Here is a 24,650-nt window from a genome sequence, read left to right as displayed (position 1 = left end):
CGGTATCATGCGGATTGGTTTTCATTTTTCCACTCCCGACCGTGAGTTGGGGCAGGTGCCCGGCTCGCATTCAACGCCTGCGCTTTCGGGGCATCCATGACCAGTTGACCTTCTTTCAACACCACCACGCGCTCGACCAGTTCCAGAACCGGTACGCGATGGGTGGCGACAATCAATGTGCGGTTACCCAACCACTGGTTGAGGCGCTGAATAAATTCCCGCTCGGTATGTTCATCCAGCGAGGCGCTGGGTTCATCGAGCAGCACGATATTGGGCGATCGCAGCAGCATTCTAGCCAGCAGGATCGACTGCCGTTGTCCACCGGACAAACCGTTGCCGCCTTCCATAATGGGATGCGCCAGCCCTTTGGCGAGCTGTTTAACGAAAGCAGCCGCGCCGCTGACCTCCAGCGCTTCGAAGATCTGCGCGTCGCTGGCGTGCGGTGCGCCGAGGGTCAGGTTCTCGCGTAGGGTGCCGAAAAACAGTCGCGCATTCTGGCTGAGAAAACCGATGTTGCGGCGTAAATCGGCCATATCAATTTGCACCAGACTCAGGTTATCGAGCCGGACATCGCCCTGGATAATCTCCACACCACCCGCCATGGCCTGCAGCAGCGTTGATTTCCCGGCGCCGTTACGCCCGAGGATCGCCACCCGTTCGCCGGGCATGACCTCCAGGCGCGAGATCCGTAGTGGAACGCGCTGATCATCACTGTGGTAGCGAAAGTGTGCGTTCTCAAACAGATAATGGCCGTGAAAAATCTCCTGATGCACCCTGTCTTCGTCGTACTGCGTTTCGGTGGGAAGCTGCATGATGCTGTCTAATCCCATCTTCGCCGCCTTGACCTGTTGCCAGCGGGCCAGCACGCCGCACAGATTAGCCATCGGGGCAATCATTCTGGAACCGAGCATTGAAGCCGCCACCACGGCGCCGGTGGTCATCGTGCCTTCAATGACCATTGGCGCGCCGAACATAATGATGGCGGCGTAGACCAGGCTTTGTACCGACATGCCCCAGCCAATCAGCCCTTGAGTCAGCTTACGCGTGCGTAGCCCTGACTCTCCGGTAATACGGATATAGCTGTTCCACTGCTGTAAAAAGCGGTTTTCCGCCTGCATCAGCTTGATGTCTTCCAGCCCCTGGACGCTTTCGACCAGCACCGCGTTACGCAGGGTGGATTCATGGGCAGCCTGGTTGGCGAGCACCGCCAGCTTCTTCTGTAACAGCAAGCCCGGCAGGATCATCAGCAGGGCCGCGACGGGTGCAATCCACGCCAGCGGCGGGGCGATAAATGCCAGCACCACGATAAACAGAAAGAAAAACGGCAGATCGACAATGGTCGACATGGTCGAAGAGGTGATCATCTCGCGAACTTGTTCCAGCTCGCGCAGTTGAGAAATAAAGCTCCCCGTCGAGCGGGGGACGGCGCTGTTGCGCAGCCGCAATGCGTGGCTAAACACGCGATCGGAAATGCGCATATCGGCGCGTTTGCCGAGCAGGTCCATTATGTGGGTACGCGCTTCGCGCAGCAAAAAGCCAAACAGCACCGCCACCAGAACACCGGTAGAGAGAACATACAGCGTTGGATAAGACTGGGCGGGGATCACCCGGTCATAGACCTGCATGGAAAAGATAATCCCGGCGAGCGACAGGACGTTAATCAGAAAGGCGGCAATCATGACCGGCAGGTAAGGGCGGATGTCCTTTAACACCAGTTCGCGCATCCAGTCGGGCTTGAAGCGCGAAATATAGCGGTCTACCCGACTGTCCTTCAGCGCCGACAGCGGGCGCAGCGCGGTAATGCTCACGATCTCCGGCAGAAGTTCTGCAATCGTTAATCTGTTACGCTGGCCCTCTTCGGCGATGATGAAAACATCTAACGTATCTTCGCCGTTGAAATGTTCTATTACCATCAGTTGGCCGTCGCGCAGTTCCGCCACCACCGGCAGGCGCCATTGACCGAACGCCTGCGCGGCAGTATTCAGCGCATGAAATGACAGTCCCGCCTGACGCGCCAGTTGCGACAGGGCCGTGGCCCGGCTTTTTCCCGCAAACCATGGGGCGTTGGCCTGGATTGCGCCAGGAGAACAGGCCACGCGATAGTGATTGGCAATATGCGTCATCGCCTGCGCCCACTGGCTCAGGGCGTGTTCGCCAATTACATCATCCGCATGTGAATCGAGGTCGCTCATAGCTTGATCTCCACCGATTGAATGCTGCGATTATTTAAGGCGAACGCCTGACGAAGCGAGCCGGTGTTATAGAGACAGTTCAACTGGAGCTGGCGCAGCTGGTTTTGAGTCTGGAGTTCAGCAAAACGGGCCTGATACACCTCTTGCTCGGCGTTAAGCACGTCGAGCAGCGGGCGCGAGCCAAGGTCCAGATATTGCTGTTGATAAAGCTCGCGCGTTTGTTCGCTCAGCCGCTGTTGGCGACGTAGAATCTGCAGGGCGGTGGCGAGGCTCATCGCCTGGCTGCGGGACTCCAGTAATTTCTGCCGTACTTCGAGTCGGGTGCGCTGGATGGAGTATTGTGCAGATTCTACCGCATGGCTGGCGGCGTTGCGTCTGGCGGTGAGTCCGCCGCCCTGATACAGCGGCATTTCAACTTTTACCCATGCAGAATACTGGGTTTTGTCGAGTACCTCATGGCTGGGGTATTTGTCGTTGAGATAGTGCTGAACCGACGGCTCCAGAGAGATGGTGGGCGTCATCTGCGCGTTAGCGTAGTCGAGGTTTGCCTGCGCTACATTCGCTTGTGCCCAGGCCGCCAGGACCGCGGGAACCAGTTTATCGTCCGGTTTGACTACATCACAGCTGCTGTCCAGTTTGACCGGGAATTCATTGCTGATGCCGTTAAGCGAGTTCCAGCCGAGGAAGCTCATCAATGTGGCCTTGCTGCTGTCGAGATTGGCCTGATATTGCGCCAACTGAGAACGAGCAGACTCAATACGCGCATCGGTTTGCACCACGTCTGACAGCGAGGTTGCCCCTTCATCATTGCGTTGACGGGTCAGTCGACCAATGCCGTTTAAGGCGGTGAGCTGCTCTTCGGCGGCGTCCACCATTTGCTGCCACGTCTGCACCTGGACTATCGCGTTGGCGGTGGCGTGGGCGATGGTATCAATACTGAGTAACACATTCGCCTGCTGTTGCGCGGCTCCGGCGGTCTCGGCGCGGACCTGGCTTGCCACTTTGCCGAAGTCGTACAGCATTTGCGATACCGAAATCACCAGCGCCGGGCTAAAACCGTGGTCGGTGTAGGTATTGCTGTAACCGTTGTTCATTCCGGCAGAAACCTGCGGGTAATATTTTGACTTCGCCACGTCGATTTGCTCGTTTTGCGAGAGCAGTTTGCCGATGGATTCACGAATAGAAGGATGCCAGCTCACGGCACGACTCACCGCGTCGTTGAGCGTCAGGCTACCGGGAGCGGCGGCACTTAGCGGCAGATCGGCAACCGCGCCGTCCAGCGAGGGAAGCATCTGGCTAGTGGCCAGTCCTTCCGGCGTAATAATTTGCGGTTCATCTTCGGCATTCACCCGCAGGGTACAGAGCGTTAATGCCAGCAGTAAGGCAACAGGCGCGACATTTCTCATAGATTATCCCTTACAAAATACGGCAGCGACGACTGTTATTGCCCCGGATGTCATCGCATCCGGGGCTGTAGTTATGGCGCTTTAACGCTATATGTTCACTTCAGGGCACAATGTGATTTTGTTGCACCAGCTCGTCGAGCGTGGTGTGTACGTTCTCCAGCGTGATGAGATTGGTTGAGTGATAAGTGTTGCCCGTACCGTCACGGTCGATGGCAATAACCGTGTTGTTACCGCTGGTGGTAACGGTGAGGTAGTTACCGAGCGTCGCGTTCTGCCCGTTCCAGCCCACCAGCAGGTCACCGATATCGATTTTGTCACCCTGGGCCAGCGAGAAGTTGGTCCAGGTGTCCGCTGTTCCGTTACCGCCGGTAGCGTCGTTGGCATTGAGCAGGTGATAAATCAGCGTATCGCCGTAGGCGCTGCCAGTCAGGCGATCGGCATCGACGGTACTCACCACTTGCGGATTCATATTGATGGTCAGCGTAGCGGTATCGGTATGGCCATTCAGGTCGTTAAGGGTGTAGGTAAATGTCTCTTTGGTGACGATGGTGGAGAGCGAGACATCGCTGTTGAGGGCATAGGTGTAATGACCATCAATGCCAATGGTCAGTTTGCCGTACAACCCGTTAATGATGGCGCTGGTCGTGCTGCTCAGCGGATCCAGCGTGGCGGCGCTGCCGCCCGTGCCATTCACCGTTAGCAAGGTATGCACGCTGGCAATATGGTCTCCGTCATAAATATTGCCGGTGACGCTATTCGCTGTGGAAGTCTCGAAGTTTTGCAGGTCGATTATCGTGCCTTTCACGCTGGGGGTGATGGTGATATTCCCCAGCCCCAGAGCCCCGACGCTGCCGGTATAGTCGAGGCGATAGTTGCCGGGGTGCAGTACTACCCCGCTGAGGGCAATATCAATATTGCCGCCAATCAGCAATCCGCCATTGAATGAGTTACCGGCAATCTTGACGTTGTTGCTGTCATACAGCGCCCAGGTGACGGTCAGTCCGCCCAGCGTCAGACCTGAAGCGACGTTAAAATGCAGTATGGCGTTTTGCACCGCCGTTCCCGTCGCGACTTCAATGACGCCAGTACCATTTTGTGAGGTGGGGGAAAGGAGTTGGGCGCTCCAGCTGGCGTTCCCAACGCTGTTGTCGGTAAACGACCTGGATGTATCGGCCTGGGTGGTGACCGCCATCTGGCTGCTGATGTCGTTTACGGCATCCAGCGCCTGTGGGGTTGCCGTAATGTTCAGCGACGCGCTACCGGTATCGCCGTTTGGTGCTTTGACCTTATACACGAAGCTATCCGGCGTATTGATACCGTCTGCGCCCAGTCCGCTTCTCAGCGTGTAGGTATAGTTCCCTTTCGCATCAATAGTCAGTGTGCCGTACTGTCCGTTAATGGTGGTAGTGCCTGTTGTGTTAACGGTGACACCGTTAACTTCGGTGATAACGGTATTAGCCGGAGCCGAGTCGTTGGCCAGCAGATTTCCATTGGTTGCTGCACTCAGGCTGTCGACGGCGTAGGTGTGATCGGCCTGAATATTCAGGGTATAGCTGGTTAACAGCGTCAGGCCGCCGGAAGCGTTAAGCAGGAACAGATAGTCACCGCCCGGCAGTGTAATGGTATACGCCGGTGAGCTGCCGCCCAGCAGGGCGGTGACCCAGTTCGGCTGTACCCGGTACTGCTCATACTGCTGAATAGACTCGTTGAAGCGGTAGACATAGAGATCAAAGCCGCCCAGCGTTACGCCAAGTACGTTGGCCTGAACCGTGATCGTTCGCGTCGCGCCGTCATCAACGTTGAATTTAATCGGGTTGGTCAAACCGTTGACCAGGCTAACATCCAACAATTGTCCCAAACCAACGCTGGCGAGCGTGAAGCCGGTTTGTTGTGATGGATGGTTGTCGACTGCGATGACCTGCGTCCCGTAAGTCAGCGCAGCCACATCGTCTGCTGCCGTTACCGTGCTGGTGGTTGGGGCCTGACCCAGCGTGACCACCAGTTTTGCCGAGGAGTGATCGCTGCCATGCGTTAGCGTGTAGGTAAAGCTTTCGGAACGTCCATACACTGAGATTGACGTATTGGTCAGAGTATAGGTGTAGCTACCATTCTGATTGATATGCAGGGTGCCGTATTTTCCCTGCACATCAATGCCGCTCACCGGGATGTTCACCACGTTGCCGTTACCGTCAGTGATGGTGGTGACCAGCGTGCCGGAAGGGGCGTTATCCTGCCCGTTGGCGGGATCGGTATCGGTGATGATATTGCCAGACTCGGTAGTACCACCGGTGATGGTCCCTGCGCTGGCTTTTACCACCGAGACATCCAGGCTGGTGTATGCCCCTGTCGCCAGTAGGTTGGTGTTGTAGCTGACCACGCGGTAATCCCCGCCAGTCAGTCCGCTGTAATTGAGCGTTACGCCCGAGGCGCCCAGGGTGAGCAGGCTGGCAAAGTCTGGTTTCCCGGTATCCACCACCGTTACCCAGGCATTCAGCCCGGTGTCAAAGCGCTGGATGACGACTTCAAGCGTGTTTAACAGCGACAGCACCACGCCGGTCGCTGCGGCATTGATTGTAATGGATCCGCTGCCGCCAGAAGCGATGCTGAAATTGACGCTTGCTGTATCGTTCCCCAGCACGTTGGCGACATTTCCCAGCGCATTGACCAACAGGAAACCATAATCGCTTTGATGCTCGGTGCTGACGGTGACATCGGTTTGTAGAGGCAGACTGGTGACATTGTCTTCAGCCAGCAGCGGCAATACCGGCGCGATAGCGCTTGTTGGCAATGAGGTATTTCCCGCCGCATCGGTCGCCGTGGCGGACAGCGACTGCCCCTCAATCTGGCGAACCGGCAGGTTGACGCTGTAGACACCGCTGCTGTTGGCGATTGCCGTCACGCTGGTGCCGCCGGGCAGAGAGATGGTAACCGTGCTTCCCGCTTCGGCGACGCCGCTGATGGTACCGCCATCGGCGCTGATCAGTATCGTTGGTGCGGTCGGCGGCGTGGTATCCACAATCACGCTGAACGAACCGGACACCCCGCTTACCCCGTTGGCGTTTGTTGCCGTGGCGGTAAACGCGTGGTTACCTTCGCTGAGCGCGCCGGATGGGGTAAAGTTCCAGAGCCCGTTACTATCTGCGGTCGTACTACCCATGGGTACGCCGTTGTTGTACAGATTGATGATGGCGTTAGCCTGCGCCGTTCCGCTAAGGGCTGGACGGGTATCATTGGTGGTTTTACCTGCCGCGACCAGACCTGTAATTGTGCCCACGTCGTCAAATACGCTGGCAATAACCGGCGCAGGCGGTACGCCAGTAAACGGTGCCAGCACGTTACCCGCTGTGCCGATGTTGCCTGCGGCATCCTGTGCGCTGACCAGCAGCGTTTGCCCACTGATTTGCGGTGGGCTCAGCGTGAAGGTGAAATTACCGGAGGTGTTGGCTGTTGCGGTACCAAGTACGGTTCCGCTGCTGGAGGTGATGATCACCGTACTGTTCGCTTCGGCAGCGCCGGTCAGCGTGGTGCCGTTGGCGTTGACCGCCAGACCGGTTGGAATACCCGGTGCGACGGTATCGACCACAATTGCGGAGGCAGACGATAGCCCGCTGGTATTACCTGCGGTGTCTGTTGCTGTGATGGTGAAGGAATGCGTCCCCTGACCCAACGCCGTAGGTGGCGTGTAATTCCAGCTGCCGCTGCCGTCCGCCGTTACGCTGGTTACAAAGGTGCCGTTATCATATATATCGACCCGAGCGTTGGCTTCCGTGGTGCCGTTTAACGTTGGGCGTGCGTCGTTGGTTGGCTGATTATTGCCAATCACCCCGGTGTTTGGCCCAACATCGTCAATAATGCTGCTGATTGAAGGCTGCGTTGGTGCCGTGGTGTCGACCACTACGCTAAAGCCTGCCGTTGCGCCGCTGGTGTTGCCCGCCGCATCGGTAGCGGTGACGGTGAAGGTGTGCGATCCATTCGCCAGCGGCGTGGTTGGGGTAAACGTCCAGCTGTTATTACTTTGTACCAGCGCCGTGCCCAGCAGGGTGCTGCCGTCATAGATGCTGACGGTGCTGCCCGCTTCGGCGGTACCGTTGAGCGTTGGTCGGGCATCGTTAGTCAGTTGCCCGTTGCTAAGCCCCGCGTTGAACACACCGCCTGCGACGTCATCCACCACCGAGGTCAGGAGCGGCGCTGACGGCGCGATTGTGTCAACGTTGATAATAAATTCGCTTGAGGTGGGGCTGACGTTCCCGGCGGCATCCGTGGCAATGGCGGTAAAGACATGCTGGCCGTTGCCCAGTGTGGCAGGCAGATATTCCCAGGTGCCATCTATTGCCGCTGTCACCGTCGCCAGCAGCGTGCCATTATCGTAGATGGCTACCCGGGCACCGGCTTCCGCCGAGCCGTTTAGTACGGGGCGAGTATCATTGGTGTAAGCGCCGTTCGACAGCGTTCCGGTTCCCGGCACCACGTCATCAAAAGCCTGGATAATCGTTGGCGCAAGCGGGGCAACAGTATCAACAACGATGTTAAATCCAGCGGACGTTGAGCTAACGTTTCCGGCTGCGTCGGTGGCTGTCACCGTCAGCGTGTGGTTGCCGTTGCTCAGCGCTGTTCCCGGCGTGAAAATCCAGGCGCCTGTACTATCCGCTGTGATTGAACCGATAAACGATCCGTTATCGTAAATTCTCACCGTGGAATTGGCTTCAGCCGTACCGCTGAGGGTAGGGCGTGCATCGTTTGTCGCCTGGCCGTTGTTCAGATTTCCGGTCAGCGGGCCGACATCATCTGCAACCTGAGTAATCACTGGTGCTGCCGGTGCTTGTGTGTCGACGGTGTAGGTAAAGCCGCCTGAAGGCAGACTGGTATTGCCTGCGCTATCTGTCGCCGTGACGGTCAGAGTATGCAGGCCGTTACCCAATGCCGTTGAGGGCGTAAAATTCCAGGTTCCGCCTGCGCCGACAATGGTGGTGCCAATGGGCTGACCATCGCTCAGGACAGTAATGGTCGCGCCAACTTCACCCGTACCGCTGAGCGCCGGGCGACTTTCGTTACTGATTTGCCCGTTGGAGATTGGCCCGGTTGTCGGCGCGGTATTGTCCTGAACGGTCAGAATTACTGGTGCAGACGGGGCAACTGAATCGACCAAAACGGTGAATGAGGCAGAAGCTCCGCTGGTGTTGCCCGCCGCATCCGTTGCGGTCACCGTAAAGATATTTTCCCCCTGCGCCAGCGCGTTTGTTGGGGTGAAGCTCCAGCTACCGGAGCCATCGGCATTTGCGGTGCCAATGATCGTTCCGTTACTACGAATGGTGACAATAGCATTAGCTTCGGTCGTGCCACTTAGTGTTGGTTGGGCATCATTGGTCAGTTGGCCGTTGGTCAACAGCGTGCTTCCCGGCTGATCGTCGATGACCGAGGTAATACTTGGCGCGGCGGGCGCCAGCGTATCGACAACTACGACGAACGGTGGCGCTGCCGGGCTGATGTTGCCCGCACCATCCGTGACGGTGGCTGTCAGCGAGTGGCTGCCTTCACTGAGCGCAGGGGCTGGCGTAAAGCTCCAGTTACCGCTGGCGTCGCTGGTGGTTGTGCCAATCACTGTGTTGCCATCACGGATGGTGACAATTGAATCTGCCTCGGTAACGCCCGTGAGCGTTGGGGTATTATCGTTAGTTGACTGTCCGGACGTCAGGTTTTGAATGGTGCCAACGTTGTCTGTGACTGTGACAATGGAGGGGGCATTCGGAATTAAAGTATCAACAATGATCAGAAAATCAGCGGAGGCATCGCCTTGGTTGCCAGCAGCATCGGTTGCGCGAGCGGTAAAGAGGTGATTGCCTTCTCCCAGCGCGTCTGTCGGGGTAAAGCTCCAGAATCCGTTGCTGTTTACCGTGGTTGTGGCATAAGCGATACCGTTATCGTAGAGGGTGATGGTTGCTCCTGCTTCGCCGGTTCCGTTTAAGGTCGGGCGTGAGTCATTGGTCATTTGCCCTTTATCCAGCGGCCCACTGCCGGGCGAAACGTCATCGATAATGCTGGTGATGAGCGGTGCCAGCGGCGCGGTGGTGTCGATGGTAATGGCATAATTGGGTGACTGCCCGCTGGGTATTAAGTTGACGGTTTGTGACACTGCGAAGTTATAGGTTGTGCCGTTAGTTAGCGGGGTGAGCAACTGATAACTCCAGGCGCCGGAAACCGCATCGGCGGTGACCGTGGCGATAGACGCGCCATTTTGATAGATAGTCACTGTAGCCCCAGCCGTGGCGGTTCCTTGCAACCGCGGTAAAGTGTCGTTGGTGGTTTTTCCGCTGCCGATTTCGCCCATGCCGGGGGCTACGTCATCCACGATCTCAAGAGTTGGCGGGTGCGGAACGCTGGATATTGAGGCGGTAAACGGTGTTTCTCCGCTTTGGTTACCCGCTGGATCCTGAGCGATCGCGTTCAATCATTCACCCGCCGTCTGCGCTGGTGAAATGGTGACAGAGAAGATACCTGAACCGTCTGCCACCCCCTGGCCGAGAATGGTGCTACCGCTGCGAATAATCACGGTACTACCAGCATCGGCTGTACCGCTAACCAGCGTACCGTTCGGATCAACGCTGGTAACGATAGGCATTGCAGGAGGTAGCGTATCAACAATCAACGTGACAGGATTTCCTGCCGGCAGCACATTACCGGCAGCATCTTGTGCGCCGAAAGCCAGCGTATGAATCATGTTGGGCGTGAGGGGAACATCTATGCTCCAGGAGCCATTCGCGCCCACGGTGGTTATCGCGATGGGAATGCCACCGTCATAAATTAACACCGTACTGCCCGGCGTACCCGTCCCGCTAATAGTTGGGGTGGTATCGTCCGTGACGCTACCGCTGGTGAGCGAGCCGGTAATCACGCCGACGTTATCTTCGATATTCGTCACGAGTGGCGCTGTGAGCGGGGTGGTGTTCACCGTAAACGAAATGCTGTTTGAGCTGCCGCTGATGTTACCTGCCGCATCGGTTGCGGTAGCGGTCAGCGTGTAGTTGCCGTTTGCCAGCGCAGTCCCGGGCGTAATACTCCAGGTGCCGCCAGCCACCGTTGCCGTACCGATCACTACACCGCTGTTATACAGGGTGATGATATCCCCGTCAGTGCCAGTACCGCGAATGGTTGGCGTGGCGTCATCGGTCACGGCATTGGGCAAGAGATCGCCTACCGAGCCACCGACGTTATCATTGGCGGCGATAATCACCGGAGGTGCAGACGGCGTCGTGTCGATGTTCAGTGTTATGGCATTCGACGGCTGGCTAACGTTGCCAGCCGGATCGGTTGCGGTAAGGGTTATCTGGTAAGTACCAGGGGAAACCGGTGCTGATGGAGTAAAGCTCCAGGTTCCGTCTGCACCTACTGTTGCTGTTCCCTGCAAAGGGGGAGTGCCGTTCAGATAAACGGTAATCAAATCCCCAACGTTCCCTGTACCGCTAAAGGTTGGCGTGGTGTCATTGGTGTTGCCATTCGTGACCACGCCCGTTACCGGAGCCACATCGTCAGTAATGATAGGGGCGTCAGGCTGCGCGGGAGGCGTATTGTCTACCGTCAGAGTGAAGCTAGCCGATGGGATCCCCGTATTACCTGCAGCGTCAGTCGCCGTGGCGGTGAATTTGTGTGGCCCCTCGATGAGCACGGGATCTGGGGTAAATGTCCAGGTTCCATTTGGTTGAACGGTGGCGGTGCCAATACTGACGTTATTGTCAAAAATAGTAATGGTTGCGCCCGGCTCGCCCGTACCGGAGAGGGCCGGGGCGGTACTTTTCGTACTACCGCCGTTCGCCAGAGCAACGGTGGCGCTGCCCACGAGTCCTTCACCGGCGATAATCACCGGAGCCGCTGGTGGGGTGGTATCAATGGTCAGAGTGAAATTTCCGGCATTGCTGGCGTTACCCGCTGCATCTGTTGCGATAGCCGACAGCGCATGTGGACCTTCACTCAGCGGTTGAGTGACCTGGAAACTCCAGGTGCCCCCGGACACGACCGTTGCGGTTCCAATAAGTGTGGCGCCATCATAGATAGTGATGGTGGAGTCGACGGTCCCGGTCCCCTTCAGCAGCGGCAGGGTATCGTTTGAACGGCTACCGGTGGGCAGATCGGTTGGTGCATTCCCGACGTCGTCCGTGGCGCTCACAATAACGGGCGCAGCGGGTGCCTGGGTATCAACGGTCACAATGACAGGATTGGGGGAAGTGACGACGTTCCCGGCGGCATCCGTTGCGGTCACCGTAAAACGGTGAGTGCCTTCGGCGAGGGCCTCATCGGTTGTAACGTTATGGCTCCAGGTGCCTGTTCTGTCGATAAAAAAGACTGCCATTTGCAGACCATTATCATACAGCGTCACCAGCGAACCGGGTTCACCGGTTCCTGAGATTGTTGGCGTTTTGTCGTTGGTGAATCCGTTGTTCGCGACGTTGCCGGTGATGCTGCCAACGTCATCGTAGATAAGCGTAATAACCGGTACGCTGGGGGCGATGCTGTCGACAATGATTTTCCAACTGGCGGCGGCGCTGGTGTTATTAGCGGCATCGGTTGCCGTCACTGTAAATACATGTGCCCCCTGGCCCAATGCTGAGGTGGGCGTATAGTTCCAGTTACCGTTGATATCAGCGGTAATGGTCGTAAGCAGAGTTCCGTTATCGTAAATTTTGACCTGAGAGCCGGCCTCAGCTTTGCCCTCAATTTTCGGTTTATCGTCGTTGGTTAACCCATTGTTATTGATGGAGCCTGTGATATCGGCGACGTCGTCAGTAACGGCAATGATAACGGGTTGGTTTGGCGCGGTGAGATCCGGGGCAACAGCCGAAGTTGGCAGGCTTTCGTTACCAGTGCTGTCCGTTGCGGTGACGTTTACTGTTTCATTGTTGATTTTCGACGGGGTGATCTGGACGGTGAAATTGCCGCCGCTGTCAGCCTGACCCACGCCAATAGGAGCCCCGTTGCTGTCTTTGACGATGACGGTACTTCCGGCTTCGGCGTGACCGCTAACCGCTCCACCATTTCCTGCAACTGTGACGCCTGTCGGCGCATCAGGTGCGGTGGTGTCCGGTGCGTTGACAGAGGCGTCGTCGCCCTTGTTGCCTGCGGTGTCGGTCGCATTTGCCGTAAGGGGCTCGCCGTTGGTTTGTGGCGGAACCAGCGTTGCGGTGAAATCCCCATTTGTATCGGCAGTTGCTGTTCCAATGATATTGCCATCCGGATCCAGAATATTGATCGTACTGTTGGGTTCGGCCTTGCCGGTGACCTGGTCCCCAGTGCCATTAACTAGCAGGTTTGTCGGGGGCTGTGGCGCGGTAATGTCTGGTGCAAGCGCAGTTTCTGGCAGGCTTGGGTTTCCTGCCGGATCGGTTGCGATGGCTTCAATGGTTTCGCCATTGGTCTGTGGTGGGTTAATGGTGATGGTAAATGAGCCATCCGGCCCGGCGACGCCGCTGCCGATCTGAGTTCCGCTACTGCTGGTGATAACTACGGTATTGCCTGGCTCGGTCGTTCCGGTGACGACAGTCCCATCCGCAGATACGTTGAGATCATCAGGTGGCAACGGTGGCTGGGTGTCGATGTTGATATTGAACGCTGGTGACATGCCTCCTGTACCTGACTGGTTTGTCGCGGTGGCGGTGAAGGCGTGTAGCTCATCTGATAACGGGGAGCTGGAAGTCCATGTCCAGTTACCGTTACCGTCAGCCAGTACGCTGTCGATAATTGTGCCGTTGTCGTAAATAGTCACCGTGCTGTTGGCATCGGCAGTGCCAGAGAGCGTGGGGGTATTATCGTTGGTGGCCTGATTGTTGCTCAATGGCCCGGTTGATGGGGAGAAGTCATCCATCACGCTGACGATAACCGGTACGCCAGGATAGCCCGAGTTCGTCGCATTGAATGGGGTATCTGGCCCGATGTTACCAGCCTGGTCCTGAATCTTCGCGATTAGCGCTTCACCGTGCGTCTGTGAAGGTGAAATCGCGATGACGAAATTGCCGGTTTGGCCGACCGTGGTTGAACCCAAAACCTGATTATTACTACCGATGATAATGACCTGGCTTCCTACCTCTGCACTACCGGTTACCTCGGTGCCTTCCGGATTAACGGAGGAAATGACCGCGCCTTCAGGCGGGGTAGTATCGACGGTGAATGTAGATACGCTCGTTTCCGCGCTCACGTTACCCGCATCGTCAGTTTGCGTCAGCGTCAGATTGTGAACACCGTCGCTAAGCGGTGTGTCCGGTGTAAATGTCCAGTTGCCATTGTCATCCACCTGGACCATACCAATCAGAATGCCGTTATCAGAAATGCTGATGTAAGAACCGGCTTCGCCAGTGCCTGTGAGTGTTGGCGTGGCATCGTCGGTTACGCCGTTATTACCGATCAAGCCTTTAATGGAACCGGAATCGTCAGTTACTTCTGTGACCACAGGGGCGTCGGGGACAAGCGTATCGACAATAATCTCCCAACTGTCCGACATGCCGCTGCTGCCCGTACCGTCTGATGCACTGACGGTAAACTGGTGGGTACCGTCTGCGAGCGGAGAGGATGGCGTAAACGACCAATTGCCGTTGGCATCGATAGCGACCTGGCCGATTTCTACACCGTTATCAAAAATATGCAATGTAGCATTTGCGGGGCCGGTGCCCTGGAGAGTGGGCGTATTATCGTTGGTGGATTCCTGCTGATTAACAGGACCAGTAATCAGCTCCTGGTCATCGATTACGCTGGTAATAACCGGCACATCTGGTGCGTTAGGTGTTGTCGTTGGCGGATCGCCACCATCGCCATCGCCATTACCGTTGCCACCACCATCGCCGTTACCGTTGCCGTTGCCATTACCGCTTCCGGCGTTGTTATCGCTTCCACCGCCGCCACCTCCACCACCGCCACCTGCGGCAAGGCCAATTCCGCCAGCAACCGCGATCCCGCCAAGAACCCACGGCCAGACGGCGCCGCCTTCATGGCTTCCCTCGGCAGTCATTAGCGGAGTGAGATCGTCTAAATGCTGGAAGTGGAACGCTCCATCAGTATCCTGAACCCACCACAGCGCGCCATTGCTGTCTTCCAGAACAAGCTGGTTTTGCGCATCACCTTTTCCGACGTAGAAGTTTTTAATGGTGATGGTTTCACCCGAGCGGAGTGTGACAACCAGATCCTGATTAACGCGTGTCAGTTGACTTACCTCCTCACGCGACACTGACAGTTTCACGATAGAAGGCGAACTGAGCGTAACTTCAGAGGATTCAACATTTGTGGAAACGCCAGTTAATTTTGATACAACGGCGAGTAGACGCATATGTTCACTCCTGATGGCATGTCGGGAGTATTAATCCGCAACAGCGAGCTGGGAAAATGAGCAGACAGGGGCCCCGTTCATCATAAAGATGAATTTACACATGTAATTACATTGATTAGGTCATGCAGATGCTCGTTTACTTAGTAAATACGTTCGGGACCTGCCGACAGAATAGTTCTTTCGTATTAGATGATATAGTCAGAAAGAAAGTATTCTGCAACTTATCCATATTAAAAATATATTTGGCTAATTGAAAAGGATACTTTCCGGTGCGTATTTAATGATTTGTTTTTTGGTTAACTTATTGTATTTTAATGTTTTTTATTTAAATTGAAATGAGGGAGATATAATAAACAACAGTAATAATAGTGTTATAAAATAAGCCTAAATATAGGCAATATGGTCTTGAAGTTTTATTTTATTAGACTATAGGTCGCTACGGTAATGCCATGGGAGTTTATTTCATACCTGAACGATTCAGCACAAATAAACCATAAATTTGATGAATGTATTGGGTGGGTTTCAATAACTAAAAAATAAGAACCAGTCTCAGGGTGAGAGACTGGTCACAGAGGAGTAGCGTTTAGCGACCAGCATTTTTCATAATACGCGCTTTATCTAACTGCCATTCGCGTTCTTTCACATCGGAGCGCTTGTCGTGCTGTTTCTTACCTTTTGCGACGCCAATTTTCACTTTGCACCAGGCATTTTTCCAGTACAGTGAAAGCGCAACGACGGTATAACCGTCACGATTCATACGACCATACAGGGAGTCGAGTTCACGCTGGTTTAACAACAGCTTACGGGTACGGGTGGGATCACATACCACATGCGTTGAGGCAACAGCCATTGGCGTGAAGTTGGCGCCAAACAGGAACGCTTCGCCGTCTTTAAGGATGACATAGCTATCGCCGATGTTAGCTTTACCTGCGCGCAGAGATTTGACTTCCCAACCTTGCAGAGCGAGTCCTGCTTCGAACTCTTCTTCAATAAAGTATTCGTGTCGTGCGCGCTTGTTAAGCGCGATTGTGGCTGAGCCAGGTTTGTGTGCTTTTTTCTTCGTCATAATGCCGCTCAGTATAGGTAATCTGGAATCGAAAAACACCCCATTTCATCCAGCGGGGCGCAAGGCGCTATCTTAGCACGAGTTAGGCTATAGCGTTTTTTTTAGCGGGGGATAAATGGTATTATTTGTGTGATTGATATTGATGGAAATTGTTATGCCTCAGATTAGCCGGACCGCTTTAGTACCTTACAGTGCGGAACAGATGTATCAGCTAGTGAATGATGTTAAATCCTATCCCCAGTTTTTACCGGGTTGCACCGGTAGCCGTGTGCTGGAGTCAACTCCGGGACAGATGACCGCGGCTGTGGATGTCTCGAAAGCAGGGATTAGCAAAACGTTCACCACGCGCAATCAATTGACCAGTAACCAGAGCATCCTGATGCATCTGGTCGACGGCCCGTTCAAGAAACTCATTGGCGGATGGAAGTTTACGCCACTGAGTCATGAAGCATGTCGTATTGAATTTCATCTCGATTTTGAGTTTACCAATAAGTTAATCGAGCTGGCGTTTGGTCGTATCTTTAAAGAACTGGCTTCAAACATGGTGCAGGCCTTCACGGTTCGCGCGAAAGAGGTTTACAGTGTCAGCGTCGGCTAAAATTGTCGTTGAAGTGGCGTATGCGCTGCCCGAGAAACAGTATCTACAGCGTGTAACACTGCAACAGGGTGCTACGGTGGAAGAGGCAATCCGCGCTTCCGGTCTACTGGAATTACGTACCGATATCGATCTCAGCAAAAATAAAGTCGGGATATACAGCCGTCCGGTTAAGCTTGCTGATGTTCTGCATGACGGCGATCGGGTGGAAATATACCGGCCACTGATTGCTGATCCGAAAGAGCTGCGCCGACAGCGAGCAGAGAAATCCGCAAAAAAATAGCAGACAATAAAAAAGGTGCTCATTGAGCACCTTTTTTTGATCTGTTAATCCTACTTGTTGTCGGTCAACGCAGGTTTGTTATCAATGTTCGTCAAAACGCCGCTGCTGTTAAAAGTCAGCGTCAGTGTTTGCTGGGTTACGCCTTCATGACCAGGTTGCTGACGGAACACATAAAACCAGGTGTTAGTGCCAAAAGGATCGGACATCATTGGTGTACCCAGAGCATAAGCAACCTGCTGTTGCGTCATACCCGTGCGCACTTTGGCGACATCGGTAGGTGTCAGATAATTTCCCTGGTTGATGTCAGGGCGGTAAACCACTCGCTCCAGAGTGGAACAGCCTGCAGTCAACATCAGTAGTACTGCTGCAGCAGCAGTCAGCGTTTTACAGCGCATAGTGATTTGATTCCTTTTCGGGCCCGAGCAGTACGCGGCTCATATGTAATATGCCGATGATAATAGACCTTTCACCACTTTAAAACCTTTTGCTGTCGGGTCGGTCGGCGATTTTATGTTGAACTCAGACCTTAACAAGGTAAAAAAGTTTATGCCGCCAGCAGTTCTTTTGCATTTGCGAGGGTATTGCGCGTTACTTCGCTACCTCCGAGTAAGCGGGCTAATTCCTGCAGACGAGCGCGTTTATCAAGTGGCTGCATGTGTGTTTCGGTCATCGCGCCGTCAGTTTCTTTGCTGACATAGAAATGTTGATGACCGCAGCCAGCAACCTGCGGCAGGTGAGTCACACACATTACCTGGGTTGACTCGCCCAACTGACGCAGCATTTTTCCCACCACCGCAGCAGTCGGGCCGCTGATGCCGACATCCACTTCATCGAAAATCAGCGCCGGTGTTTCCATTTTACGTGCGGTAATAACCTGAATAGCCAGCGCAATGCGCGACAATTCCCCACCGGAAGCGACTTTCGCAATCGGCTGCAACGGCTGGCCTGGGTTAGTGGTCACTTTAAACTCTACGCGATCGGCACCGTCTGAGCTCAAATGATGTTCCTCAAATTTCACATCAATGCAAAAGACACCGTGCGGCATTGAGAGAGTATGCATGCTCTCTGTAATAAGTTGTCCCAGCTCCTGAGCATAATGCTGGCGCTGTTGGTGCAGCATTTTTGCCGTTTCCAGTGCCTGCTGGTGGTGATTGTTCACCGCCAGGGTTAAGGTTTCGAGAGAGTCGGCCTGGTCGTCTAACTGCTGTTGTTCATCCAGCAATGACTGATAGAACTGTGGCAGCGCTTCAGGGGCAACATGATGCTTTCGCGCCAATGAGATTTGTTTGGAAATACGCTGCTCAAGTTCGAACAAACGGTTAGGGTCTAAATCCAGACGATCGCAATAGTGGCGCAGCTCGTCGCTGGCTTCGCTGAGCTGGATAGTAGCCTCTTCCAGCATGTCCAGAATACCGGAGAGCTTACCGTCCATTCCTGCCAGTTCACTAACCAACTGTTTTGCCGTGTACAGCTGGCTTTGCAGATTAACGTCTTCGCCGTCTGCCATGATAGCCAGTGCCTGTTGGCTGGTGGTGAGCAATTGCCCGCTGTTAGCCAGACGCTTGTACTCTTCATCAATTTGCTCAAATTCACCTAGCTGCGGGTTGAATTCGTTCAGTTCTTTTAACTGGTATTGCAATAGCTCTGCCCGGGCTGCGCGTTCCTGACTCTGTTGTTGATGATGTGCCAGGTCACGGCAGCTTTGGTGCCACAGTTGGTAGCGCACAGCCATTTCCTGAGTCAGGGACGCTTCATTGGCGTAGCCATCAAGCAGGGATTTTTGGTGTTCTGATTTTGTCAGGAGCTGATGCGCATGCTGACCGTGGATTTGAATAAGCAACTGGCCCAACTCGCGCAGCTGTGACAGCGGTACGGCAGTGCCGTTAATGAAGCCACGTGAACGTCCGTCGCTGCTGATAACGCGACGTAGCAAACACTCACGGCCTTGCTCAAGCTGGTTTTCTTCCAGCCAGCGCAGGGCCGCGGGGGTGTCTTTTAAGGTGAAGCGGGCGCAGAGGTCGGCTCGCGTGGCGCCTGCACGTACCATGTCGGCGTCTGCGCGTCCGCCCAGGCACAAACCGAGAGCATCAATGGCAATGGACTTACCCGCACCGGTTTCACCGGTAATAACGGTCATTCCGTTCTGGAAATCGATCTCAAGTTCACGAACGATAGCAAAATTGCTGATGGTCAGTTGTGCCAACATAGCTGTTTTCCTGTATGAAAAACCATAACTGTAATTACATACAGTATAAACTGGTTTTTTATACAGTAAAGAGGTTGGCGTTAAATTAGAATAATTTTTTTGACCAGCCTAGCTTAGTGCTTAATGTGTTGAAATAGCTGTAATCTTTTGGATGTATCAGGTTCAGATGATAATCACAGCGGCGAATTAATACGTCTTCACCTTCCTGTATAGGCAGGGCGATCTGGCTGTCACAGCTGATTTCCAGATCGTTACGGCGATGAGAGAAGCGCAGGCGAATGGTGCTGCTACTGTTGATCACCAGCGGTCGTGCGGAGAGCGTATGCGGGAACATCGGCACCAGCGTAATAGCATCTAAAGAAGGCGTCAGGATCGGACCTCCGGCAGAGAGTGAGTAGGCAGTAGAGCCGGTCGGTGTGGAAATAATCAAGCCGTCTGAACGCTGGGAGAAGGCAAAAATTTCATCGATATAGACTTCAAATTCAATCATGTGCGCCACTTTTCCGGGGTGCAATACAACTTCATTGATCGCAGTGCTAATACGCTTCTGGCAGTCCAGTTGGCACACCTGGGCTTCGAGTAAAAAGCGCTTTTCGCTGATGTATTGGCCTTCCAGCACGTCAGCTAACTGTTGTTGCGCATTGTCTGGGTCAAGGTCGGTCAGGAAACCGAGGTTACCGCGGTTAATGCCAATAACCTTGATGTCATAACGTGCCAGGGTGCGTGCGGCGCCCAGCATATTGCCGTCGCCACCGACAACCACGGCGAGGTCTGCCTGCTGGCCAATCTCTGCGAGCGTACCGGTTTTCACATTTTTCAGCTGCAGCTCGTGGGCGATTTGTTGCTCAACGATAACCTCATAACCTTTGGCGCACAGCCAACGGTAGAGCATTTCATGTGTGGTCAGTGCAGTGGGGTGACGTGGATGCCCCACAATGCCAATACACTTGAAATGTTTGTTCATTTTCTCGAGGTCCTTGTAACGAAGATTAGTGACAATGTGAGTACTTCCCTTGAAACCCTGAATCTTATCCCCATAATAATCCAGGTTAGCGAGATGAATGCGAAAAAAACGCGGAGAAATTCATGAGTAGTAAAGAACAGAAAACGCCTGAGGGGCAAGCCCCGGAAGAAATTATCATGGATCAGCACGAAGAAGTTGAGGCGGTTGAATCAGACGCTTCTGCTGAACAGGTGGATCCGCGCGATGAAAAAATTGCGAATCTGGAAGCTCAGCTTGCTGAAGCCGAAACTCGCGAGCGCGACAGCGTGTTGCGTATCAAAGCGGAAATGGAAAACCTGCGTCGTCGTACCGAACTGGACGTAGAAAAAGCGCATAAGTTTGCACTGGAAAAATTCGTCAACGAGCTGCTGCCGGTGCTGGATAGCCTGGACCGTGCGCTGGAAGTTGCGGACAAAGACAATGACGCTATGGCGGCGATGGTTGAAGGTATTGAGCTGACCCGTAAGTCAATGCTGGATGTTGTGGCGAAGTTTGGCGTACAAGTGGTTGCGGATATCGACGTGCCGATGGACCCGAACGTGCATCAGGCGATTGCCATGGTAGAGTCTGACGACGTTGCTGCCGGTAATGTGCTGATGGTTATGCAGAAAGGCTATACCCTGAACGGACGTACCATCCGTGCGGCGATGGTCTCTGTGGCGAAAGCCAAAGGCTAATCAGCCTCAGACCGGGTAATGCTGATGCGCTACCCGGTCTGGATTACTCTCACTGGTCCGATACGCTTTCCCGCAGCGGTTTGACGGGCAACACCTGCACCTGTTTAATCATATTGTCCTGCACGTCGAGAATATCGATATCGTACTGCCCAATACGCACACGTGTGCCGGCAACCGGGATTTCTTCCAGCGCTTCAAGAATAATACCGTTCACGGTACGTGCATCATCTTCCGGCAGGTGCCAGTTAAACGCCTTATTGATTTCACGAACGTTGGCGCTACCGTCAATGATCACCGAACCGTCATTCTGCGGTGTGACTTCTTCGGCAAGTGTCGGTGACATTGAGGTCGTGAAGTCACCAACAATCTCTTCCAGGATATCCTCGACCGTAACCAGTCCCTGAATATCACCATATTCATTGACGACTAGGCCCACTTTCTTCTTATTACGCTGAAATTTAATGAGCTGGGTGCTGAGTGGCGTGCCTTCCGGAACGTAATAAATTTCGTCGGCGGCGCGTAACATGGTCTCTTTGGTGAACTCTTTTTTCTCGGCCATCAATCGCCAGGCTTCACGTACGCGTAGCATACTGATAGCGTCGTCCAGCGAGTCACGATACAGCACAATACGACCGTGCGGAGAGTGCGAAAGCTGACGCACGATTGATTTCCAGTCATCGTTGATATCAATGCCGATAATTTCATTACGCGGGATCATGATGTCATCGACGCTGACTTTTTCCAGATCCAGCACTGACAGCAGCATATCCTGGTTACGGCGTGAGATTTGCGAGCGCGATTCGTTCACCAGCGTTCGCAGTTCATCTTTACTCAGCGAACCGCTCACTACGATATCCGTTTTGATGCCCATCATGCGCATCAGCAGCCGCGTGATGGTGTTGAGTAACCATACCAACGGCATCATCAGAATCTGCAGGGGAGCCAGCAGGACACTGCTCGGATAGGCGACTTTTTCCGGATATAGTGCGGCAATCGTCTTTGGCAGTACTTCGGCAAAAACCAATACCACAAACGTCAGTACCCCAGTGGCAATGGCGACGCCCGCATCGCCATACAGGCGCATACCGACAATAGTACCGAGCGCGGAGGCCAGAATATTCACCAGATTATTGCCGATGAGCACCAGGCTTATCAGGCGATCCGGCTTGCGAAGTAACTTTTCAACGCGTTTTGCCTGTCGATTTCCCTGCTTGGCCCGATGACGTAGACGATAGCGATTCAGGGTCATCATTCCGGTTTCAGAACCGGAAAAATAGGCGGAAATGACCACCATGATGAGGAGCGTGACAATGAGCGTGGTGGTGGAGATGTGTTCCACGTAGGATTCCTTAAAGATTTAACTCACGAACTGCTGCAGGATACGACTGCCGAAATAGGCCAGTGTCAGAATGCCTGCGCCTGCGACGTTAAACCATACGACGCGACGTCCGCGCCAACCTTCATGGTAATGCCCCCACAACAGAACGATATAGACAAACCATGCCACGATAGAGAGAACGGCTTTATCAATGTTCTCGGTACTGAACAGGTTATGCATGTAAAACAGGCCTGTGCACAGGGTGAGTGTCAGCAGAACCACGCCAATTTGGGTGATATGAAACATTTTCCGTTCAATACTCATCAACGGCGGCATCTCATTGCTGAAAGCCAGTTTTTTGTTTTTCAGTTGGTAGTCAATCCATGCAAGCTGTAGCGCATAGAGTGCGGCGATAATCAGCGTGGCGTAAGCGAAAAGCGAAAGCCCGATATGGATCATCATGCCCGGCGTAGCTTCGAGATGGGTGATGAACTCGTTAGGCATAAACGTGGCGAAGGCCAGGTTTATCAGCGCAAAGGCGTAGACAATGGGCAGCAATAGCCAGCCTCGATTGCGGGAAGCGACAATGGTCATTACCGTACAGATCATCAGGCTCACCAGCGAGCCGACGTTCAACAGACTCAGGTTTTGTCCGCTTTCACCGCCGGGCAGAATACGCGCTTCCAGGGCGATAGCATGGCTTACCAGCGCGACAACCGCAGAGAGAATAGCCATACGCCGCCAGCCGCTGTTTTTTTGCAGCAGAGCGGGAATAATCAGCGCGAGGCTGACTGAGTAGGCGACAAGGGCGAGCAGAGCAAAAACGGGCATATAGGTGTCGACAGTTGGCCAGTGATAAAGAAAAGCAGTATAGCGTTACGTGACCGCTGCTCCAACCGTTGCATAACAACAAAGGCGGCTTCATGTTATACTGCGACAAATTTCTGTTGATGTGTCGCTGTCGCGACCGACCGTTTCCACCCCAGGCGAGAGACAATGTTTGATAATTTAACCGATCGTTTGTCGCGCACGCTGCGCAATATCAGTGGCCGTGGACGCCTTACTGAAGACAACGTTAAAGAGACGCTGCGCGAAGTGCGCATGGCGCTGCTGGAGGCTGACGTAGCGCTGCCGGTAGTGCGTGAGTTTATCAATCGCGTAAAAGAGAAAGCGGTTGGTCATGAAGTTAACAAAAGCCTGACGCCGGGTCAGGAATTCGTCAAGATTGTCCGTAACGAACTGGTTGCGGCAATGGGCGAAGAAAACCAGACCCTGAATCTGGCTGCACAGCCGCCAGCCGTGGTGCTTATGGCGGGCCTGCAGGGTGCGGGTAAAACGACCAGCGTCGGTAAGCTGGGTAAATTCCTGCGCGAGAAGCACAAGAAAAAAGTGCTGGTGGTCTCCGCGGACGTTTATCGCCCGGCGGCGATCAAACAGTTGGAAACTCTGGCCGAGCAGGTCGGCGTGGACTTCTTCCCGTCGGATGTTGGCCAGAAGCCGGTCGATATCGTTAACGCCGCGCTGAAAGAAGCCAAACTCAAATTCTATGACGTGCTGCTGGTGGATACCGCCGGTCGTCTGCACGTTGACGAAGCGATGATGGACGAAATCAAACAGGTCCACGCTTCTATCAAACCGGTAGAAACGCTGTTTGTGGTCGACGCCATGACCGGTCAGGATGCCGCGAATACCGCAAAAGCCTTTAACGAAGCGCTACCGTTAACCGGCGTAGTACTGACAAAAGTTGATGGTGATGCCCGTGGCGGTGCGGCGCTTTCTATTCGTCATATTACCGGTAAGCCAATTAAATTCCTCGGCGTCGGCGAGAAAACCGAAGCGCTGGAGCCGTTCCACCCGGACAGGATTGCTTCGCGTATTCTCGGCATGGGCGACGTGCTGTCGCTGATCGAAGATATCGAAAGCAAGGTTGACCGCGCGCAGGCAGAAAAATTAGCCAGCAAGCTGAAAAAAGGCGATGGCTTCGATCTCAATGATTTCCTTGAACAGCTCAACCAGATGAAAAACATGGGCGGTATGGCAAGCCTGATGGGCAAGCTGCCGGGCATGGGTCAGATCCCTGACAATGTGAAATCGCAGATGGACGATAAAGTTCTGGTGCGTATGGAAGCCATCATCAATTCGATGACGATGAAAGAACGCGCTAAGCCGGAAATTATCAAAGGTTCCCGTAAACGCCGTATCGCTGCCGGTTGCGGTATGCAGGTACAGGACGTAAACCGCCTTCTGAAACAGTTCGACGACATGCAGCGCATGATGAAGAAAATGAAGAAGGGCGGTATGGCGAAGATGATGCGTGGTATGAAGGGGATGATGCCGCCCGGCTTCCCCGGTAGATAAATATATCGGGCTACCTTATTTGCCATTTTGACGCCGGAGTGTGCTCGAAATGCTCACGTACTGCGTGTACGCTCCGCTTTCTGCGCGCACGCCGACGCCAAACTGGCTGCAACGGTAACGCCCTGGTATAAAGCTTCATCACATGTTGATTGCTTTTTTCCCAGAAATCAGTAAAATTTTCGGGCTTTTAATATGACACCCGGGCTCCGTTCCTCGATGGGGCCTGGGTGTTTTATTCACACAA

Annotated in this window: 12 protein-coding genes and 1 pseudogene; 4 read left to right on the top strand and 9 right to left on the bottom strand. The window is 54.2% G+C overall.

Annotated features, from left to right (window positions below):
- Positions 1 to 5: 5 nt before the first annotated feature.
- The 4 genes and pseudogenes from WN16_RS21600 to smpB all read right to left on the bottom strand — a co-directional run bounded on the left by WN16_RS21600 (position 6) and on the right by smpB (position 15,966).
- The gene (locus WN16_RS21600) at positions 6 to 2,192 is read right to left on the bottom strand and encodes a type I secretion system permease/ATPase (protein ID WP_044699566.1); all 2,187 of its coding nucleotides are present in this window, start codon (positions 2,190 to 2,192) and stop codon (positions 6 to 8) included.
- Positions 2,189 to 3,598, bottom strand: a complete 1,410-nt coding sequence (locus tag WN16_RS21595) for a TolC family outer membrane protein (protein WP_003845860.1) — start codon at positions 3,596 to 3,598, stop codon at positions 2,189 to 2,191. Before WN16_RS21595 ends, WN16_RS21600 begins: the two co-directional genes overlap by 4 nt.
- Positions 3,599 to 3,698: 100 nt before the next feature.
- Positions 3,699 to 14,900 (bottom strand): annotated as a pseudogene (locus WN16_RS21590) (BapA/Bap/LapF family large adhesin).
- A gap of 583 nt (positions 14,901 to 15,483) precedes the next feature.
- The gene (smpB, locus tag WN16_RS21585) at positions 15,484 to 15,966 is read right to left on the bottom strand and encodes an SsrA-binding protein SmpB (RefSeq protein ID WP_003031211.1); all 483 of its coding nucleotides are present in this window, start codon (positions 15,964 to 15,966) and stop codon (positions 15,484 to 15,486) included.
- A 154-nt stretch (positions 15,967 to 16,120) separates the two neighbouring features.
- Here smpB and ratA point away from each other — a divergent pair, with 154 nt between their 5' ends.
- Positions 16,121 to 16,564: a type II toxin-antitoxin system toxin RatA gene (gene ratA, locus WN16_RS21580; RefSeq protein ID WP_003031213.1), complete on the top strand. Its 444-nt coding sequence runs from the start codon at positions 16,121 to 16,123 to the stop codon at positions 16,562 to 16,564.
- The gene (locus tag WN16_RS21575) at positions 16,548 to 16,844 is read left to right on the top strand and encodes an RnfH family protein (RefSeq protein ID WP_003839823.1); all 297 of its coding nucleotides are present in this window, start codon (positions 16,548 to 16,550) and stop codon (positions 16,842 to 16,844) included. Before ratA ends, WN16_RS21575 begins: the two co-directional genes overlap by 17 nt.
- A gap of 50 nt (positions 16,845 to 16,894) precedes the next feature.
- Here the strand turns inward: WN16_RS21575 and bamE are convergent, their stop codons facing one another.
- The 3 genes from bamE to nadK all read right to left on the bottom strand — a co-directional run bounded on the left by bamE (position 16,895) and on the right by nadK (position 20,014).
- Positions 16,895 to 17,239, bottom strand: a complete 345-nt coding sequence (gene bamE / locus WN16_RS21570) for an outer membrane protein assembly factor BamE (protein ID WP_003826401.1) — start codon at positions 17,237 to 17,239, stop codon at positions 16,895 to 16,897.
- A gap of 149 nt (positions 17,240 to 17,388) precedes the next feature.
- A complete protein-coding gene (gene recN, locus WN16_RS21565) occupies positions 17,389 to 19,050 on the bottom strand; it encodes a DNA repair protein RecN (protein ID WP_044699560.1) in 1,662 nt (553 codons plus the stop codon).
- 85 nt (positions 19,051 to 19,135) lie between these two features.
- On the bottom strand, positions 19,136 to 20,014 hold the full coding sequence (gene nadK, locus WN16_RS21560; protein WP_044699558.1) for an NAD(+) kinase: 879 nt from the start codon (positions 20,012 to 20,014) through the stop codon (positions 19,136 to 19,138).
- A gap of 122 nt (positions 20,015 to 20,136) precedes the next feature.
- Between nadK and grpE the strand changes: the two genes are divergently transcribed.
- Complete coding sequence (grpE, locus tag WN16_RS21550; protein ID WP_003031221.1) at positions 20,137 to 20,730, top strand: nucleotide exchange factor GrpE; 594 nt, start codon at positions 20,137 to 20,139, stop codon at positions 20,728 to 20,730.
- A gap of 49 nt (positions 20,731 to 20,779) precedes the next feature.
- Here the strand turns inward: grpE and WN16_RS21545 are convergent, their stop codons facing one another.
- A complete protein-coding gene (locus tag WN16_RS21545) occupies positions 20,780 to 22,069 on the bottom strand; it encodes an HlyC/CorC family transporter (protein WP_008324538.1) in 1,290 nt (429 codons plus the stop codon).
- A gap of 18 nt (positions 22,070 to 22,087) precedes the next feature.
- Positions 22,088 to 22,879, bottom strand: a complete 792-nt coding sequence (locus tag WN16_RS21540; protein ID WP_003031224.1) for an inner membrane protein YpjD — start codon at positions 22,877 to 22,879, stop codon at positions 22,088 to 22,090.
- A 165-nt stretch (positions 22,880 to 23,044) separates the two neighbouring features.
- Between WN16_RS21540 and ffh the strand changes: the two genes are divergently transcribed.
- Positions 23,045 to 24,406: a signal recognition particle protein gene (gene ffh / locus WN16_RS21530; RefSeq protein ID WP_003031226.1), complete on the top strand. Its 1,362-nt coding sequence runs from the start codon at positions 23,045 to 23,047 to the stop codon at positions 24,404 to 24,406.
- Positions 24,407 to 24,650 lie beyond the last annotated feature (244 nt).

This window comes from Citrobacter sp. ABFQG (assembly GCF_004322975.1).
Classification (GTDB): Bacteria; Pseudomonadota; Gammaproteobacteria; order Enterobacterales; family Enterobacteriaceae; genus Citrobacter; species Citrobacter freundii.
The sequence above is the reverse complement of the archived record's forward strand: the minus strand, read 5'-3'. Positions and strand labels throughout refer to the sequence as shown.